Genomic DNA, 16,678 nt, shown 5'->3' on the forward strand with positions numbered 1-16,678 from the left:
CCGTGGTGGGGCGAAACGGCGCGCAGCCTTACGGCACGGCCTTACGGCACGGCCTTACAACAGCGCCATGACGGCGGCCCGGTACTGCCGGCTGCATGGCACGCGCGCGCCGTCGCGCAGCACCAGTTCGCAGTCGCCCTTGTCGAGCGTGTCGACCCGCTCGATCCATGCCAGCTGCACGGCCGCGCGCCGGTGGCAGCGTACAAATCCCGGCCCCAGCTTGTCGAGCAGGCCGGCCAGCGTCTGCCGCATCAGCGGCTGCTCGCCGGCCGTATGCAGCACCACGTAATTGTCGGCCGTTTCGATCCACCCGATCCGGTCGACGCGGATCACGCGCGTGACGCCCCGTTCGGTCACCAGCAACTGGCGCAGCGCATGCTCGCCCGCGAACGGCGGCAGTAGCTGCGCGCTGCGCGCCAGCAGGCGTTCGCGCAGGCGCTGCAAGGCGCGCCCCAGGCGGGCCTGGTCGTAGGGCTTGAGCAGGTAATCGATGGCGTTGGCGTCGAACGCCTGCACGGCATACTGGTCGTACGCGGTGGCGAACACGATCAGCGGCGCCGGCGCGGGCAGCGACGCGGCCAGTTCGAGGCCGCTCACCTCGGGCATCTGGATATCCAAAAACAGCGCGTCCGGCGCGAACGCCGCGATCCGCTGCATGGCGTCGACAGCGTCGCGCGCTTCGGCAATGGCTTCGACTCCAGCTTCCTGCGCCAGCAGGCGGCGCAGCCTGTCGCGCGCGGGGCGCTCGTCGTCGACGATCAGGATGCGCATGGCACCCTCATTTCCACGCGCACCCCGGCTGGCGCCAGCGGCGACAGGGCCAGGCTGGCGCGTTCGCCGTATAGGGCCGCCATGCGCTCGCGCAGGTTGGACAGGCCCACCCCCGGCGGCGCATCGGGCGCCAGGGTGCCGATATCGTCGTCCAGCGTCACCACCAGCATGCCGTCGCGGCGGCTGGCGCTAATGGCGATATGCGCCGTCTCGCGCCGCTTCTCCACGGTGTGCTTGAAGATGTTTTCGAGCAGCGGCTGGATGCTCATCACCGGCACCGGGCAGGCCAGCACCTCGTCGTCGATCCGCCAATCGATGGTCACGCGCTCGGCGTAGCGCTCCTGCATCACGCGCGCGTAGCCGCGCACCAGCCGCAGTTCGGTCGACAGCGGCGCGACCTGCAGTTCGCCCACGTCGAGCGTGGCGCGCAGCACGTCGGCCAGCTCGATCAGCGTGGCGTCGGCGCGCATGACATCGGTATGCATCAGGGATGAAATGGTGTTGAGCGCATTGAACAGAAAGTGCGGCTGCATCTGCTGGCGCAGGCGTTGCAGGTGCGCCTCGCGCAACAGGGCGTTGGCCTTCTCGGCGCGCAGCTTCGCCTCCAGCAGCTGCTGGTACGACAGGATGCCGAACACGATCACCACGAACAGGCCGACGAACACCGACAGCTTGAGCGACTCGTAAAAGAAGGTCGGGCCCCAGGCTGCGTGTTCGTAGCGCGCCCCGGCCAGCGCGTACACGCCATGGCGGATGCCGAATGCGATCGGCACGAACGCCATCCAGTACATCGGCAGGAACAGCGCCTGCAGGCCGAACCAGCGCCACGGTGTCGCCAGCAGATGGTCGTAGTTGCGCGTGAGGCGGCGCTGCAGCGCCAGCAGGCTGGTTGCGGCCAGCATCGAGGAGCTTTCCCATAGCACGGGCTGCCACAGCGTCTTGCCGCCGTCGCGCAGATAGTCTTCGACGGCGACCGATACCATCAGTGCCCAGAACAGCAGCCAGGCGACGCCGATGACGGTGGTGGAGCGTTGAAGTCGCATGATTGGGCGGGGGTGCGTGACGCAGGGGCTGGTCGAAGCGCTGATGATTGCGTATTCTGTCTGGCATGTCAAAGAATCGGGAGAAACCGGATGGGAGGCACATTGGAGACACCGCTGGCGCAAGATGACGCCCCGCGCGCATTCGCCTCGCAGGCCGCATGGGCGCGGTGGCTGGCTGAACACCATGCCGGCTCGCGCGGCGTATGGCTGCGCCACGCGAAGAAGGGTGCGCCGGAGGCGACCGTGACGTACCAGGAAGCGCTGGAAGTGGCGCTGTGTTTCGGCTGGATCGACGGTCAGAAAAGAAGCGAGGACCAGTATCACTGGCTGCAGCGCTGGACGCCGCGCGGCGCCAGGAGCATCTGGTCGCGCGTGAACCGCGACAAGGCGCTCGGCTACATCGCCGAGGGCAAGATGCAGCCGGCCGGCCTGGCCGAGGTGGAGCGCGCGCAACAGGATGGCCGCTGGGACGCGGCGTACGAGCCGGCCAGCACGGCGCAGGTGCCGCCCGACCTGGAAGCGGCCTTCGATGCGCACCCAGGCGCGCGCGAATTTTTCGCCACGCTGAACTCGCAGAATCGCTACGCGGTGCTGTTTCGCGTCCAGACCGCCGTCAAGCCCGACACGCGCGCGCGCCGCATCGCCACCTTTGCGGCCATGCTGGCGCGCGGCGAAACGCTGCATCCCTTGATGGCCAAAAAAACTGACAAGAAAGCCTGATGCGGTTCAGTCGTCGCCGCCTTCGCCCTTGACCTTCTTGCCGCGTTCCGCATCGAGCCTGGCCTTCATGGCGGCGACGTCGCCCATGAATTCGTCGACGCTGTGGTCGGGGCTGACGCGTGCCGACGGCGGCATCAGCACCGACATGAACAGTTCGTCGGCCATGCGTCCATAGCGCTGCTGGTTGCTGATCAGGGTCAGGCCCGAGCCGATCAGGGCCAGGATCAGGCAGGCCAGTCCGAAGCGGCGGGTCTGGTGCGGTTTGACCGTCCCCAGGTGAAAGAAGATCACGCCGGCCACGATGGCGATCGCCACGTGCGAACTGTAGCCGGTCAGCGCTTCGAGCGAGAAGGCGTAGGCCGCGGCGCTCGATGCCATTTTGTAGACCAGTATCGCCGTCAGGCCGCAGCCGAAGATGAACAGGTGGCGCCCGAGCCGCGCGTGGCGTCCGAACAGGCGGTTGGCGAACGCCCAAGCGCCGCTCCATACCAGGCCGGCGCCGACGCCGTAGGCCAGTCCGAGCAGGTAGCGGATCAGCTGGAACGGCTGGGTGTCGCTCAGCCACGTGGTAAACAGCGCAAAGGCGCCGATCAGCAGCATGCCGACCAGGCCGGGGATGCCGCCCTCCCAGCCGTGCATGGTGCGGTCGACCAGCTCCGGCCCGACCGGAAAGTCGGCCCCGCGCACGCGCAGGCTGGTGTGGCCGATGCGGATCACGGTGTCGCCGGTCATCACCAGGCTGGTCTTGCGCTGGCCCAGGTGGACCACGCCGTTTTTGGTACCGAGGTCGCGCAGCACGGCCTGGCCATTCCCGTCCGCTTCGAGCACGGCGTGGCGCGGCGCGGCGAAGGCATCGTCGAGAATGAAGTCGTTGTCGTAGCCGCGGCCGAAGCGGATCGGCAAGGTGTTGACCTGGTGCCGGTGCAGCACGTCGCCGTTGCGTGCCAGCGTTTCGATGAAGTAGGGCGCGTTCATTGCTTGTGTCCGCGCGCCAGCGCTTCGAGGAAGGCGCGCGTGGTGCGCAGGCCGTTTTCGTACGACACGCCCGAGACGTCGAGACGGCTCTGCAAGGTGGCGCGGGCGTCGTCGGTGCTGGCGGTGAGCAGTGTGAAGTTGTACAGGCCGGCGAACTTGCGGTAGGCGCGCACGCAGGTCACCGCGCGCAGCGGCAGCGATTTGGTCTTGACGAATTTTTCGGTGCACATCGGCCCGGTCAGGCGCGTGTCCTTGGTACTGCCCAGGTTATCGGTCTTGAACAGGGTCGATGCCAGCACCGCGAAGCGCACCGGGTCCAGGATGGCCGAGCGCACGTACTGGTGCGTCATCGATACGTGCCCGGTCTGCTGCGAGTCCGACACGAAGATGGCCGACTCCATCGCGCAGGCCATGGTGTCGGCATTGAAGGTCGCTTCGGCCTTGACGTTGGAACGCCCCCAGCAGCGCACCTGTTCCGACTCGCGTACCGGCACCTGGTACGGGCCCATGGTCTTGAGCGAGAGCGCAGAGTCGAGCAGGCGGTCGATCATGCCGCGCTGGTGCGCCAGCAATTGCTGGCCGATCAGGGGATTGAAGTCCTTGGGCGTGCTGGTCTGGGCCGCGACCTTTTTCAGCAATTCCTGGGCATAGCGCACCGGCACCAGAAAGCTGATCAATTCGCCATCGCGCCGCTTCGACACGTTCACCCCCGCCACGTCGCCGGCCACGGTGACGCTGGGACCGCCGCTCATGCCCGAGTTGATCGGGCCGGTGAACATCAGCTGGTCGTAAAAGCTGCGCGTGATGATGCCGTTGTAGGAGCCTTCCGAAATGGCGAAGCCGAGGTCGAGAGGATTACCGAGCGAATACAGATACTGGCCCTGGGTCAGCTTCACCAGTTTCTCGGGGATATTGAAAAAGCCGCTGCCGTTGCGGTTGATGCGCACCACGGCCAGATCATGCAGCACGTCCACGGCGAGCAGCTCGACCGGGCCGCTCTTGCCGTCGGTATCGATATATTCGCCCACGTACACATCGGGGTCGAGCGCCATCTGCGACACCACGTGGTAATTGGTCAACACCAGGTTGCTGGTGCCGACCATGAAGCCCGAGCCCACGGTCGACTGGCTGCGCCCATTCTTGAGCAGCATGCGAATTTGCAACAGGTCGCCCTTGGCGGCGGAATACACCTTTTGCGCGGCCGAGGACGGCGGCGGCAGGGCGGCGTTTTCCTCGACTTCGGGCGTGGTGGCCGGGGGCTGGGCGCCGGGCGGAATGACGGCCGGGGCAGGCGGGGCTACGACGGCGGGAATGGTCAGGGGAGCGGGCGGGCGGGCGGGCGCGGGAGGCGTCGCCGGCGGGGCCGCCGCGACCGCATGGGCGGCAAAACAATAAGCAAGCACTGCAGTATTGACAAATTTCATGCAATCCTTCGGTGGCAAGAGCTGTTTGCGCTATCTTGCCACCAGCTTAGCTTATTTGCGCGTGTTTCGGGCCTTACAGTTCGCCGTCCTGCGCGACGGGCTCGGCCAGCGGGGTCATCATGTGGCCGAGTTTGGCTTCCTTGGTGTTCAGGTAGCTGTTATTGAAGGCGTTGCGGTTCACCAGCAGGGGCACCCTGTCGCTGACGGTCACGCCGAGTTTTTCCATCGCATCGATCTTGCGCGGGTTGTTGGTCATCAGGCGCAGCGCGCGGATGCCGAAATGGGCCAACATCGGCTGGCACAGCGCGTAGTTGCGGGCGTCGGCGTGAAAGCCGAGGGCCAGGTTGGCCTCGACCGTATCGGCGCCGGCTTCCTGCAGGCGGTAGGCGCGCATCTTGTTGACCAGGCCGATGCCGCGGCCTTCCTGGCGCAGGTAGAGCAGGATGCCGCGGCCTTCCTCGGCGATGCGCTTGAGCGCGCCTTCGAGCTGGGCGCCACAATCGCAGCGTTGCGAAAACAGCACGTCACCGGTGAGGCATTCGGAGTGCACGCGCGCCAGCACCGGTGCGCCGTCGCCGATGTCGCCCAGGGTCATCGCCAGGTGCTCCTTGCCCGTTGCGTGCTCGACAAAGGCGTGCAAGGTGAACTGCGCCCAGGGGGTGGGCAGCGCGCACGAGGTGGTGTAATCGAGGAGTTCTTCAGTGACGGGGGAGGGCATGGCCATGTTCTCAAATCTATTGCTGTAGCCGCAAGTGTAGCGGAAAACGGGGGGGGCCGTTGGGGGAGGGGCTCTAAACACCGGGCTGGAGCGCGCCATGAACCGGCAATCGGCGTATCGTACAAAGGCTCCCGCATCCCCTGCAATGGGCGTTCCAAGCGGAAATGTGGGGTGGACAAAAAAGAGTACAATTGTAATTTTAGACATAAAGTTGCCATGTCCCAATCCTATCTCGAGGCCGACCGCCTGAAACTGTTCATTTCGAAGGTCACCGATTACGCGATCTACATGCTGTCGGCCGACGGCGATGTGGTGAGCTGGAATGCGGGCGCGGAACTGTTCAAGGGCTATACGCCCGATGAAATCATCGGCAAGCACTTCTCGACGTTTTACACGGCCGAGGACAGGGCGCGCGGCGTGCCGATCAAGGCGCTGCACCTGGCACGCACCACCGGCAAATTCGAGGACGAGGGCTGGCGCGTGCGCAAGGACGGGTCGCTGTTCTGGGCCAGCGTCGTGATCGATCCCATCTTCGGTGCCGACGACGGGTTGTTGGGGTACACAAAGATTACGCGCGACATCACGGAAAAGCGCCGCACCGCCGAAGCGCTGCACGCCAGCGAAGAGCGGTTCCGGCTGCTGGTGCAGAGTGTGACCGATTACGCCATCTACATGTTGTCGCCGGCGGGGCTGATCACCAACTGGAACGAGGGCGCCAGGCGCATCAAGCGGCTCAACTTCGAGGACGTCAAAGGCAGCCATTTTTCGCGCTTTTACACCGAGGAGGACAGGCACAACGGGATTCCCGAGAAAGCGCTGAGCACAGCCGAGCGCGAGGGCCGCTACGAGACTGAAGGGTGGCGCGTGCGCGGCGACGGCACGCGCTTCTGGGCGCACGTGGTGATCGATCCGGTATTCGACTCGGCACGGCAGCTGATCGGCTTTGCCAAGATCACGCGCGATATTACCGAGCGGCGCGAGGCGGCGCTCATGCTCGAACGCACCCGCGAAGCGCTGGCCCAGTCGCAAAAGCTGGAAGCCATCGGCAAGCTGACGGGCGGTATCGCGCACGACTTCAATAACTTGTTAAGCGTGATTTGCAGCGGTATCGATCTGATGCGTGCGACGTCGGCCGATACCGGGCAGTACCGCAAGATCATCGACAGCATGGAGCGCGCAGCGCAGCGCGGCGCCGCACTGACCGGCCAATTGCTGGCATTCGCACGCCAGCAGCCGCTGACCTTCGAAGTGCTCGACATCAACCAGATCATCGCCTCGTTCGAAGCCGTGTTAAGGCGCGCGGTCCCCAACTCGGCCAGCCTGGTGATTAAAAAGGGGCGCGTCGGAAAAGTGCAGACCGATGTGTCGCAACTCGAATCGGCACTGCTCAACCTGGTGATCAATGCGCGCGACGCGGTGGGCGAAAACGGCACCATTTCCCTAGAAACGCGTCACGTCTTTCTCGAAAAAAATGAAGTCGATCAACTCCCGTCCGGTACGTATGCGGTCATTATCGTCAGCGATAACGGCGCCGGCATGACGCCCGAGGTTGCCGCCCGCGCGCTCGAACCGTTTTTCACCACCAAAGCGGTCGGCAAGGGAACCGGCCTCGGGCTGAGCCAGGTGTATGGCTTGACGCAGCAATCGGGCGGTCACCTGGTCATCAAGTCGGCGCCGGAGCAAGGTACCGCGATTTCCCTGTATTTCCCGGCGCAGGTGGCGCAGCACGGAATGGACGCCATCGCGCCCGGTCTCGACAAGGCACTCATCGTCGATGACCAGCCCGATGTGCTCGACATGACGGTGGCCATCTTCCAAAGCCTGGGTTACGACGCGCTCGCCGCCAACAGCGGGGAGGAGGCGATGGATCTGTTGCGCCAGCATGCCGATATCAAAGTGCTGTTTACCGATGTGGTCATGCCCGACATGGACGGGGTGGCGCTGGCGCAAGCGGCCCGGAAGCTCGTGCCCCAGATTAATATCCTGCTCACCTCCGGCTACATGAGCGGGCCGCTGCGCGAGCGCTTCGGCGACGCGCTGGGGCAGTTCGACCTGATCGTCAAGCCATACCGGCTGGCGGACGTTGCCACGCGCCTGCGCGCCGTGTCCGGCTGAGGGTCGGGCATGGACCCGGCTTAGGGAGCCGCCGTCAGGCCGGTCGCGGCGAGCACATCCTCGATGCGTACCGGCTTTTTCAAGTGCCCGTCAAATCCGCTCGACATGGCGGCGCGGCGGTCCGATTCCTGCCCGTACCCTGTCACGGCGATGAGCCGGATCGCGGCTGTGCGCGCATCGCCTTTCAGTGCGCGCGCGATGTCGTAGCCGGACATGTCCGGCAGGTCGATGTCGACCAGCGCCACATCGGGCAGCGTGGCCACGGCCGTTTGAATTCCCCGTTGTCCGCTTTCGGCCGAGAGGACCTGGAAGCCGAGCTCGGTGAGCAGGCTGCACATCATTTCGCGCACATCGCGATTATCCTCGATAACCAGGATCACGCCATTGTGCCCGGCACTGCCGGTCCGGCTGGCGGCCGGCGTGGCCGGCACCGCCGCGGCGAGCGGAAAACGGATCGAGAACGTACTTCCCAGACCCGCGCCCGCGCTCTCGGCCAGCAAGATGGCGCCATGCTGCTTGGCGAGCGAATTGACGACCGCCAGCCCGATGCCCAGGCCACCTTTTGAGCGGTTGATGACCTTGCCTTGAACGAAGACGTCGAATACATGCGGTAACAGGTCCCCGGACAGGCCGACGCCGGTGTCGGCCACCGACAGGAGCGCCATGCCATCGTCGCTGGCCACCGTCACGTGGATGAGCCCACCTTCCGGCGTATATTTCAGTGCATTGTCGAGCAGATTGCTGACCATCTGTTCGAGACGGGTCGGGTCCGCTTCTATCACCGCGGGCGCCAGCGCGCACGTGATGCGGTGACTGCGCATGGCGCCGCGCGCCTCGAACGACGCCAGGCAGGACTCGACCGCACCGGCCAGGTCGAGCGCGGTCTTCGACAGCGTCAGCTTGCCGCTCACAATCCGGTGCGCGTCGAGCAGCTCGTCAACCAGGTGGACCAGGTGGCGGGTCTGACGTTCGATAATGGCCGTGGCCTTGCCGGCCCGCACCGCATCGGTGCCCGGCATGCTCAACAGTGTTACGCCCGAGGTGATCGCCGCGAGCGGGTTGCGCAGTTCATGACCGAGCATGGCCAGGAATTCATCTTTTGCCTGGTTTTGCGCTTCCGCCACGGCCTGGGCCTGTTCAGCCGCCGCGCGCGCGCTCTGGGCCGCGGCGAGGTGCCGGTTGCGTTCGGTTTCGCTCTCCCTGAGCAGGCTGCCCGCCTGGTGCAAGGATAACTGCAGCCGGTTCATCTCTTCAACCGGCAAGGTTTCCAGGGGCGGGATCTGGCCCTGCCCGATCATGTCGGCCGCACGCGACGCCTTGTTGATCGCTCCCACCAGGCGCCGGCTGAACAGGATGGCACCGGTGATGGCCGACACAATGGCCAAGACAAAGCCGAGCGCGATCAGGGCCACCGATTTGACGGCGGCGTGCTCGACTTCGACCACCGGCACACCGATGCCGACGCTCCAGCCGGTCGTGGGGGAAATCGCCCAGGCGCCATACATTTCCGTCCCTTCGCGCACGTAGCTGCGTGAAATGCCCTCGTGGCGCGCCAGGATCGCCTGCTGCACTTTGGTCTTGGGCGGTTGCCCGACATACTGGTGCGCCCCCTTGTTGCGTGCGATCGTAATCCCTTGCCTGTCGAAGACGGAAATCAGCCATGACGGCGGGATGCTTTTTGCGGGCAGCAATTCGTTCAACCTGCTCGAAAATAACCATTGGCTGATCAGGAAGCGGCGCCCGTCCGCAATCGCCACCGGGTACTCCAGGCTGACGACATACTGTTTGGTGGCGCTGCCTTTGATCAGGTTGCTGTAGACCGGCCCGCCACTGTTGAACACGCCGGCTACCCGCGCTTTCACCAGGTCCGTCGGTGCTGCGATCTGGGCGCCATAGGGGCGGATCGTATTGAAGACCTGCTGGCCCTGTTCGCTGATGAAGGCGGTGTGCATGGCACGGCCGGCATTGGCGCCCTGCGCCTGGCGGTAAAAATCGTCGAAGTCGCCGCGCGCCAGGCTGCGCGATGTGGCCAAGGTCTGTGCGGTCGCCCTGGCGAGCAACATCTCCTGGTCCATGATCAGTACGGTCGCGCGCGCAAGCTCTTCCATGCCGCCGAGCGCGGCCTTGCGCTCGGCCGCGAGCAGAACCGAAATCGCCACGATCGATAGCAGGACGATGGGCACCAGGATGGCTGCCACCAGCAAGGCGATATGGGAGCGGACTTTCATGAGGTCGAAAAAATTAACACATTCGGTGGTTGAACCGGCAAGTTAGGAGCGCTGCCCGGTGGCATTATCCAAAACGATACCACGGCGGCGGACTGCGGTTCCGGCAATTGCCATGTTTGCGCCGGCGCCGCTGGTCAGGTGTTCCCTTTCCAGGAGCGAAGGCTCGAGAGCACGGCTAACAGTTCCGCCGGTTGCACCGGCTTGGCCACATGCATCTGATAGCCATGCTCCAGCGCCTTCATCCTGTCGTGGACGCTGGCAAACGCCGTCAACGCCAAGGCCGGCACAGCCGCGCGCCCCAGCGCCCGTTCCCGTTTGCGCAGGTGGTCGATGAAGGTCAACCCATCCATCCCGGGCATGCCGATATCGCTGACCAGCAAATCCGGCGAGCCGGACTCGAAAAGGAGCAAGGCATCGTGCGCATTCGACGCCGGCTGCACGAGCGCTTGAGCGCTGTGCAAGACCGAAGCGAGCATTTCCCTCGCATCATCGTCATCCTCCACCAGCAGGATGACGGCGCCTTGCAGACCGAAGCGCCCCGGATCGGCCAGGCCGAGCGCCGCTGTCGTGTCGGCAGGGTGGCCGGCGCCATCGGCGCTGCCCGCCGCACCCGCGGCCAGCGGCAAGGTGACCGTAAATTCGGCGCCGCGTCCCGCTCCCGCGCTGTACGCCCTGACCGTGCCTGCATGGAGTTCGACCAGTTGTTTGACGATCGCCAATCCCAGGCCCAGGCCGCCGTGCTGGCGCGTCGACGATGGGTCCAGCTGGCTGAAATTGTCGAAAATCCTGGGCAAAAACGCTTCGGGAATACCGGCCCCGTAGTCGCACACCCGGATCGCCAGCGTTTGATCGCCGCCGTCGAGACTGACCTCGACGGCGCCGCCGGGCTGGCTGAACTTGACCGCGTTCGACACCAGGTTCCACACGATCTGTTGAAGGCGCTCGGGGTCGGCCGAGACGGCCCGTGTCAACGGATGGGAAGAAAAGCGCACCTCGATCTGTTTCGCCAGTGCTGCCGGGCGGATCGCGTCGAGCGCCGCTTCGACGATGGCATGCGGGTCCAGCACGCGCGCAGCCAGACGCAGCTTGCCGCTGACGATGCGCGAAATGTCCAGCAGGTCTTCGACGATCTGCGCCTGCACCCGGGCGTTGCGCTCGATGGTGACAACGGCGCGCGCGCGCTGTGTGTCATTGAGCTTGCCCGAGCCGAGCATTTGCGCCCAACCGAGGATCGACGTCAACGGGGTTCGCAGTTCGTGCGAGACGGTGGCCAGGAAATAATCCTTGGCATTGTTCGCCCTGGCGGCCTCTTCGTACAAACGCTGTTTTTCAATGGCGTCCTGCTCGGCGCGTTTGCGCGCAAAGAGCGCCTCCTGGTACAGCGCCGCTTTCTTCAGCCCGAGCGCGGCCTGGGCTGCGAGCACTTCCACCAGCGTCTCATGACTGGCCGTAAATTGCGCGGTCTTCGCGTGGCCGAAAAACAGGCCGCCCACCACCTCGCCGCTTCCCAGGCTCACCGGAACGGCCAGGTAGGAACGCACCGGGAGATGCCCCTCCGGCATACCGAAATGCGGCCCCATCTTGCCATAGCGGGGATCGTGGCGCACGTCATCGCTGCGAATGGTCGCTTCGCCGCGAAAGGTCGGGCCAAACAGGCCGGTCGCGCGCGGCAGGGGAAATTGCGTGAAGTGCTCTTTGGGAACCCCGGAAATCGTGTACAGCGTATAGCTTTCGCCTGCCTCATCCGTGACGTTGTAAAAGAAGGCGCCAAACTGCGCCCCGGTCAGCCGGGTGGCCGCGTCGGTGACGGCCTGGACGATCTTCTCGCGGTCCAGTTCCTCCAGGATCAGGGCGCTAATTTCCTGTAACGCCGTGCGTTCACCCTCTTGTTGCTGGCGCGGACGCGCGTCTTGCACTTCGAGGACCGTGCCGACCAGTTTGCCGTCGCGATGAACCGGACTGGCGGTGAACTCGACCGGGTAGGCGGTGCCGTCGCGGTGAATGAAGGTTTCTCGTCCGCGCTCTTGCAGCCTGGCCGGCGCCGCGCGATCGATGGGGCATTCCGCCAGCGGGTAAGGCGTGCCATCGGCCCGCAGGTGGTGAATGAAATCGTGCAAGGGCGCGCCCTGTACTTCTTCCAGGCGGTAACCGGTCAGCGCCTGCGCCGCCGGATTCATGTATACGCAATGCTGCTGTTCATCCATTGCGAACAAGGCCACAGTGGCGTTTTCACACACGTCGTGCAACTGGGAAAACAGGGGATGATCCAACGTAAGCATCGCTAACTCGAAGTAAAGGGATGATGAATAATACTGAATTCAATAAATGTTTCCGTACGGTAGCGCTCTTAGCGGGCTGGAATGAAACAACCGAGGCCTGGCCCACGGGGGGCGGCGCGCCCGACCCGTGCAGTACGCCGAGGCGCGCCCGGCGGCGCCGCTCAGGCGCAGTCCCGCTCGACTGCGGCGGCAACCTCGTCCAGGTGGGGATGCAAGGCGGTGACGCAGGTCGGTTTGGTCATATGGCGCCAGAAGCCGGCGGAGAAAGCGCGTTGCCGGTCCTGCTCGCGGCCGTAACCGGTCAAGGCAATGAAGCGGGTATCGCGGCAGCCCGCGTCGGTCTTCAATTTACCGATCAATTCGTACCCATCCATATCCGGCAGGCCGATATCGAGAATGGCCACATGCGGGGCAAGCGAAGCGGCGCGTGCCAGCGCGCCTTGCGCGCTGTGCACGACCGTGGTGGTGTGACCGCGCAGCTCAAGCAGTATCGCGACCATGGCCGCCGCGTCGACGTTGTCGTCGACGAGCAAAATGCGCAATCCGGGCCGCAGAGCAGTTGGCAAGCCGGGCGCCTCGTGCCCCCCGTTGCGCGCAGGCTCTCCGGCTGCGCCGTGCTCCCCGGGCCTGCGCGCCCCGTCGTCCGCCACGCCCGGCATGCGCGGCAAATCGATGCTCACGCAAGTGCCGCATTCTTCGCCGCTGCTCACTGCCTGTACCGTGCCCTTGTGTAGTTCGACCAGCGATTTGACCAATGCCAGACCGAGGCCGAGCCCACCCTGCACCCGCCCGAGGGTACGCTTGCCCTGGACAAATAAATCGAATACATGGGGCAGCAGTTCCGGTGCGATGCCGCTACCGTTGTCGCGCACCTGCAAGCGTACGGTATCGCCCTCGCTGGCCAGGGTCAGTGTGATGCTCGCTCCCTTGGGACTGTACTTCACCGAATTGTTCAGCACGTTGGCCACCACTTGGACCAGGCGAACGGCATCGCCTTGCACCGGCATCGGCCGGGAAGGGGCGCTGAACCGCAGTTGGTGGCGCCGTGCCTCGATCAAGGGGCGCAATTGTTCAATCGCCGTGTCGACAACCGTTCTCACATCCACCTGTTGCAGATCGAGTTCCACGATGCCGCGCGTTACCCGTGAGACATCGAGCAAGTCGTTGAGCAGGGTGGTAATGTGGCCGACCTGGCGCAATATGATCCTGGCCGTATCGCGTACGCCGTGCCGCTCGAGTCGGCCCGCCTCCAGCAGTTGGGCCGCGCTGCTGATGGGGGCGAGGGGGTTGCGCATTTCGTGCGCCAGCATCGCCAGGAATTCATCCTTACGGCGGTCCGCCAGCACCAGGGCGGTTTCGGCATAGGTGCGTTCCATCGCATCCCAGGTGCGGTGCGCAACGTCCTCGGCAATCTGCACGTCGGTGTCGCTCCAGCGATGGGTTTGCGCGCAATGCAAATACAGAATGGCGGCCAGGGCACCGTTTTTTACCAAAGGAACCACCAACAGGCTGATGGCCCCGATACTGGCATACCCGCCGGCATACGGCGCCGAACGGGGATCGGCGCCGATCTCGTTCAAGCGCAACGTGCGTCCGGCCTTGAGCTCGGCAATGATATCCGGGCCGAAACTGTTCAACGGCCGGCTTTCACCGGCCAGCGTTTCCATCCGGCCATCGGTCCAGTCGCGCCTGACGGATACCGTGTCCGCGCTGACGTCGACTTCGCCGTAGCCAGCCCGCCCGGCACCGAGATAGTCGCCAAGCATGCTTGCCGCCCGTTCCGTGATGGCGGCGGGATCGTCCAGCTTGCGCAAGGCATCGGCGAAACGCAACTGGAAAGCCTGACGCCCTTCGGCCAGCACTTCACGCGTCGTTTCGGCGAACGTCACCAGGATGCCGGCAGGATTGCCATGCTCGTCGGGCACCGGGCTATACGAGAACGTGAAGTAGCAATCCTCCGGATAGCCGTAGCGTTCAATGGTCAGTTTGAAGCGCTCCGATCCCATGCTCTCGCCCGCGAGCACCTGTTCCCACATGGGCCCGATGGTGGGCCATATCTCGGCCCATGTCGTCCTGGCGTCGCCCCCCAGTGCGTCCTCATCCTTGGTACCGAGGATGGACACGTACGCATCGTTGTAAAACTGGGTAAAGTTCGGGCCCCATGCGAGATACATCGGCAGGTGACAGTCGAGCAGCAGCCGGACGGTCGTTTTCAGGCCCGCCGGCCAGGCCCCGGCCGGCCCCACCGGGGTACTGGCCCAGTCCAGTGCGCGCATGCGCGCTTCCATCGGCCTGGTGCCGCCTGCGGCGCGCGCTGATTGATTGTCAAAATAAGGCCATTTCATTCGGGCATTATAAGTGATCGCCAGCCGGATTCTGGCGTCCGCCGGCGACCGCGGTCGGGCGCCCCGCGCAAGCGCCGTGGCGCCGCAGGCCCACGGCACCGGGCAGCCGGTGCCCCGGCTTAGTACGGCAAGTCAAACACCAGCACTTCGGCCGCCTCGGCGTGGTCGATCCTGATCGCGCTCTCCTGCGTCATTTTCACCGCATCGCCGCCGTTGAGCCGCACGCCGTTGACCGTCAGCGCGCCGCGAATCAGGTGCACATAGCCGGTACGCCCTTCAGCCAAGGTGTGCTCGACCGCCTCGCCACCATTCAGAATCCCCGCATAAATCGCGGCATCCTGGTGAATCAGCACCGAATCGTGGCGTCCGTCGCTCGACGCAATCAGGCGCAGCTGGCCGATTTTGCTTTCCGGCGTGAAGTGCTTTTCCTCGTAGCTCGGCGCAATGCCGGTCACGTTCGGCTGGATCCAGATTTGCAGAAAATGCACCGGCGCCGTCGCCGAGCCGTTGAACTCGCTGTGCCGCACACCGGTCCCGGCGCTCATCCGCTGCACATCGCCGTAATGCAGCACCGAACCGGTGCCCATGCTGTCCTTGTGTTCCAGCGCCCCTTCCAGCACGTAGGAAATAATCTCCATGTCGCGGTGGCCGTGAGTGCCGAAACCTTGCGAAGGCGCTACCTTGTCTTCGTTAATCACCAGCAGAGGACCGAAACCGGTGTGTTTCGGATCGTGATAGTGACCGAAAGAAAACGTATGCCTGGATTGCAGCCAGCCATGGTTTGCGTTGCCACGTTCTGCGCCTGGACGAATTTCTAACATGATATGCTCCGTTTCTTTAAAGTTAATGTGCAATAATTTCGATCCACGTTATCGGTGGATTTCTGTTTCGCTGCACCGATGAAGCTAGTATAGGGGGCGTCAAGCGAATCAAAAAACGGAAAATTTTGTCCTCTATGATCGAAAAAATCGAATGTTAAAACTGAGCCTCGAAGCACTGCTGATCATCGACGCCATCGACCGCCGCGGCTCCTTCTCCAAGGCGGGGCAGGAATTGCACCGGGTGCCCTCGACCATTTCCTACACAGTGGCCAAGCTGGAGGATGACCTGGGCGTGCAAGTATTCGAGCGCAACGGCCCGCGCATCCTGCTCACCCCGGCCGGGCGCGAACTGCTCACCGAAGGGCGCTACCTGCTCAAGGCTGCGCAAGACCTGGAACACCGTGTGCGCCGGGTCGCCTCCGGCTGGGAAACCGAACTGGGCATCGGCATCGATTCGATGTTTTCCGCGCTGGCGCTGCGGGACGATATCCGTGCGTTCTATGAAGTGGCGCAGCAAACCCGCCTGCGCATCGTGCAGGAAACCCTGTCCGGCCCGTGGGAAGCCTTGCTCGACCGCCGCGTCGACCTGCTGGTCGGCGTGGCCGGCGACGGTCCGGCCGGCGGCGGCTACGTGGCGCGCGTGATCGGCTCCATGCCCTTCGTGTTCGCGGTCGCGCCCGGCCACCCGCTGGCCGGCATGCCCGAGCCGCTCGGGCGCAGCCAGTTGCAGAACCACCGCGCCATCGTGGTGGCCGATTCGGCCCGCAACATGGCGGCGCGCACGGTCGGCCTGCTGATGGGCCAGGACGCGCTGACGGTGCCGACCATGCAAGCCAAATACGATCTGCAGATCGCCGGACTGGGCTTCGGCTTTCTGCCCGAAGCCTGCGCCCGGCCGGCCATCGAACGCGGACTGTTGATCGAAAAATAGGTCGAGGAAGTCCGTGGCGCCGAAACGTTTTACCTGGCCTGGCGCGTGGGCGAGGAGGGCGCGGCCCTGCGCTGGTGGCGCGAGCGCATGCAGCGCCCCAACCTGTTCGCGCAACTGGCCGATTTTGTGCCGGGCGGATTTGCAACACCTGCTTGAAACAAGGAGATTTTTTTCCGTGAATCACCTTAGTTCTTGATCGAAACGTTGGTGAGGGTAAATAACTCGGGGGTACCATGAACTTCACTGTTACCCACCTTCTCGATCCCAATGACCTGCTCGAGCCCGGCGCCACTCCTTGTTTTACGCGT

At 64.5% G+C, this 16,678-nt stretch carries 11 protein-coding genes and 1 pseudogene; 3 read left to right on the forward strand and 9 right to left on the reverse strand.

Going from position 1 to position 16,678, the window contains the following annotated elements:
- Window positions 1-54 precede the first annotated feature (54 nt).
- Both RBA40_RS01210 and RBA40_RS01215 read right to left on the reverse strand, forming a co-directional pair.
- Complete coding sequence (locus tag RBA40_RS01210) at window positions 55-771, reverse strand: LytR/AlgR family response regulator transcription factor (protein WP_306645257.1); 717 nt, start codon at window positions 769-771, stop codon at window positions 55-57.
- Window positions 759-1,814 (reverse strand): sensor histidine kinase, encoded by a 1,056-nt coding sequence (locus RBA40_RS01215; RefSeq protein ID WP_306645258.1) that lies wholly within the window; start codon window positions 1,812-1,814, stop codon window positions 759-761. The genes RBA40_RS01210 and RBA40_RS01215 overlap by 13 nt, the downstream gene beginning before the upstream one ends.
- A gap of 90 nt (window positions 1,815-1,904) precedes the next feature.
- Here RBA40_RS01215 and RBA40_RS01220 point away from each other — a divergent pair, with 90 nt between their 5' ends.
- Complete coding sequence (locus RBA40_RS01220) at window positions 1,905-2,534, forward strand: YdeI/OmpD-associated family protein (RefSeq protein ID WP_306645260.1); 630 nt, start codon at window positions 1,905-1,907, stop codon at window positions 2,532-2,534.
- Between the two features lie 6 nt (window positions 2,535-2,540).
- Here RBA40_RS01220 and RBA40_RS01225 read toward each other — a convergent pair whose 3' ends face one another.
- The 3 genes from RBA40_RS01225 to ribA all read right to left on the reverse strand — a co-directional run bounded on the left by RBA40_RS01225 (window position 2,541) and on the right by ribA (window position 5,651).
- Window positions 2,541-3,509 (reverse strand): FHA domain-containing protein, encoded by a 969-nt coding sequence (locus tag RBA40_RS01225; protein ID WP_306645262.1) that lies wholly within the window; start codon window positions 3,507-3,509, stop codon window positions 2,541-2,543.
- Window positions 3,506-4,933 (reverse strand): S1 family peptidase, encoded by a 1,428-nt coding sequence (locus tag RBA40_RS01230; protein WP_306645263.1) that lies wholly within the window; start codon window positions 4,931-4,933, stop codon window positions 3,506-3,508. Before RBA40_RS01230 ends, RBA40_RS01225 begins: the two co-directional genes overlap by 4 nt.
- A 73-nt stretch (window positions 4,934-5,006) precedes the next feature.
- A complete protein-coding gene (gene ribA / locus RBA40_RS01235; RefSeq protein ID WP_306645264.1) occupies window positions 5,007-5,651 on the reverse strand; it encodes a GTP cyclohydrolase II in 645 nt (214 codons plus the stop codon).
- A 216-nt stretch (window positions 5,652-5,867) separates the two neighbouring features.
- Between ribA and RBA40_RS01240 the strand changes: the two genes are divergently transcribed.
- Window positions 5,868-7,766 (forward strand): hybrid sensor histidine kinase/response regulator, encoded by a 1,899-nt coding sequence (locus tag RBA40_RS01240; RefSeq protein ID WP_306645266.1) that lies wholly within the window; start codon window positions 5,868-5,870, stop codon window positions 7,764-7,766.
- A 20-nt stretch (window positions 7,767-7,786) separates the two neighbouring features.
- On the opposite strand, the gene RBA40_RS01245 is transcribed toward RBA40_RS01240, so the two are convergent.
- The 4 genes from RBA40_RS01245 to RBA40_RS01260 form a co-directional block, all read right to left on the reverse strand.
- Window positions 7,787-9,994: a hybrid sensor histidine kinase/response regulator gene (locus tag RBA40_RS01245; RefSeq protein ID WP_306645268.1), complete on the reverse strand. Its 2,208-nt coding sequence runs from the start codon at window positions 9,992-9,994 to the stop codon at window positions 7,787-7,789.
- 134 nt (window positions 9,995-10,128) lie between these two features.
- Window positions 10,129-12,273, reverse strand: a complete 2,145-nt coding sequence (locus tag RBA40_RS01250; RefSeq protein ID WP_306645270.1) for an ATP-binding protein — start codon at window positions 12,271-12,273, stop codon at window positions 10,129-10,131.
- Between the two features lie 161 nt (window positions 12,274-12,434).
- Window positions 12,435-14,549, reverse strand: a complete 2,115-nt coding sequence (locus tag RBA40_RS01255; RefSeq protein ID WP_306645272.1) for an ATP-binding protein — start codon at window positions 14,547-14,549, stop codon at window positions 12,435-12,437.
- A gap of 188 nt (window positions 14,550-14,737) precedes the next feature.
- The gene (locus RBA40_RS01260; protein ID WP_306645274.1) at window positions 14,738-15,439 is read right to left on the reverse strand and encodes a pirin family protein; all 702 of its coding nucleotides are present in this window, start codon (window positions 15,437-15,439) and stop codon (window positions 14,738-14,740) included.
- A 151-nt stretch (window positions 15,440-15,590) separates the two neighbouring features.
- Here RBA40_RS01260 and RBA40_RS01265 point away from each other — a divergent pair.
- A pseudogene (locus tag RBA40_RS01265) lies at window positions 15,591-16,526 on the forward strand (LysR family transcriptional regulator).
- Window positions 16,527-16,678 lie beyond the last annotated feature (152 nt).

Origin of the sequence: Massilia pseudoviolaceinigra (assembly GCF_030846505.1) — a bacterium.
GTDB lineage: Bacteria > Pseudomonadota > Gammaproteobacteria > Burkholderiales > Burkholderiaceae_D > Telluria_A > Telluria_A violaceinigra.

What these genes read in the sequence shown, in the direction of transcription:
- RBA40_RS01210 (WP_306645257.1), bottom strand. Translation starts at nt 771, where the DNA reads ATGCGCATCCTGATCGTCGACGACGAGCGCCCCGCGCGCGACAGGCTG.
- RBA40_RS01215 (WP_306645258.1), bottom strand. Translation starts at nt 1,814, where the DNA reads ATGCGACTTCAACGCTCCACCACCGTCATCGGCGTCGCCTGGCTGCTG.
- RBA40_RS01220 (WP_306645260.1), top strand. Translation starts at nt 1,905, where the DNA reads ATGGGAGGCACATTGGAGACACCGCTGGCGCAAGATGACGCCCCGCGC.
- RBA40_RS01225 (WP_306645262.1), bottom strand. Translation starts at nt 3,509, where the DNA reads ATGAACGCGCCCTACTTCATCGAAACGCTGGCACGCAACGGCGACGTG.
- RBA40_RS01230 (WP_306645263.1), bottom strand. Translation starts at nt 4,933, where the DNA reads ATGAAATTTGTCAATACTGCAGTGCTTGCTTATTGTTTTGCCGCCCAT.
- ribA (WP_306645264.1), bottom strand. Translation starts at nt 5,651, where the DNA reads ATGCCCTCCCCCGTCACTGAAGAACTCCTCGATTACACCACCTCGTGC.
- RBA40_RS01240 (WP_306645266.1), top strand. Translation starts at nt 5,868, where the DNA reads ATGTCCCAATCCTATCTCGAGGCCGACCGCCTGAAACTGTTCATTTCG.
- RBA40_RS01245 (WP_306645268.1), bottom strand. Translation starts at nt 9,994, where the DNA reads ATGAAAGTCCGCTCCCATATCGCCTTGCTGGTGGCAGCCATCCTGGTG.
- RBA40_RS01250 (WP_306645270.1), bottom strand. Translation starts at nt 12,273, where the DNA reads ATGCTTACGTTGGATCATCCCCTGTTTTCCCAGTTGCACGACGTGTGT.
- RBA40_RS01255 (WP_306645272.1), bottom strand. Translation starts at nt 14,549, where the DNA reads ATGCGCGCACTGGACTGGGCCAGTACCCCGGTGGGGCCGGCCGGGGCC.
- RBA40_RS01260 (WP_306645274.1), bottom strand. Translation starts at nt 15,439, where the DNA reads ATGTTAGAAATTCGTCCAGGCGCAGAACGTGGCAACGCAAACCATGGC.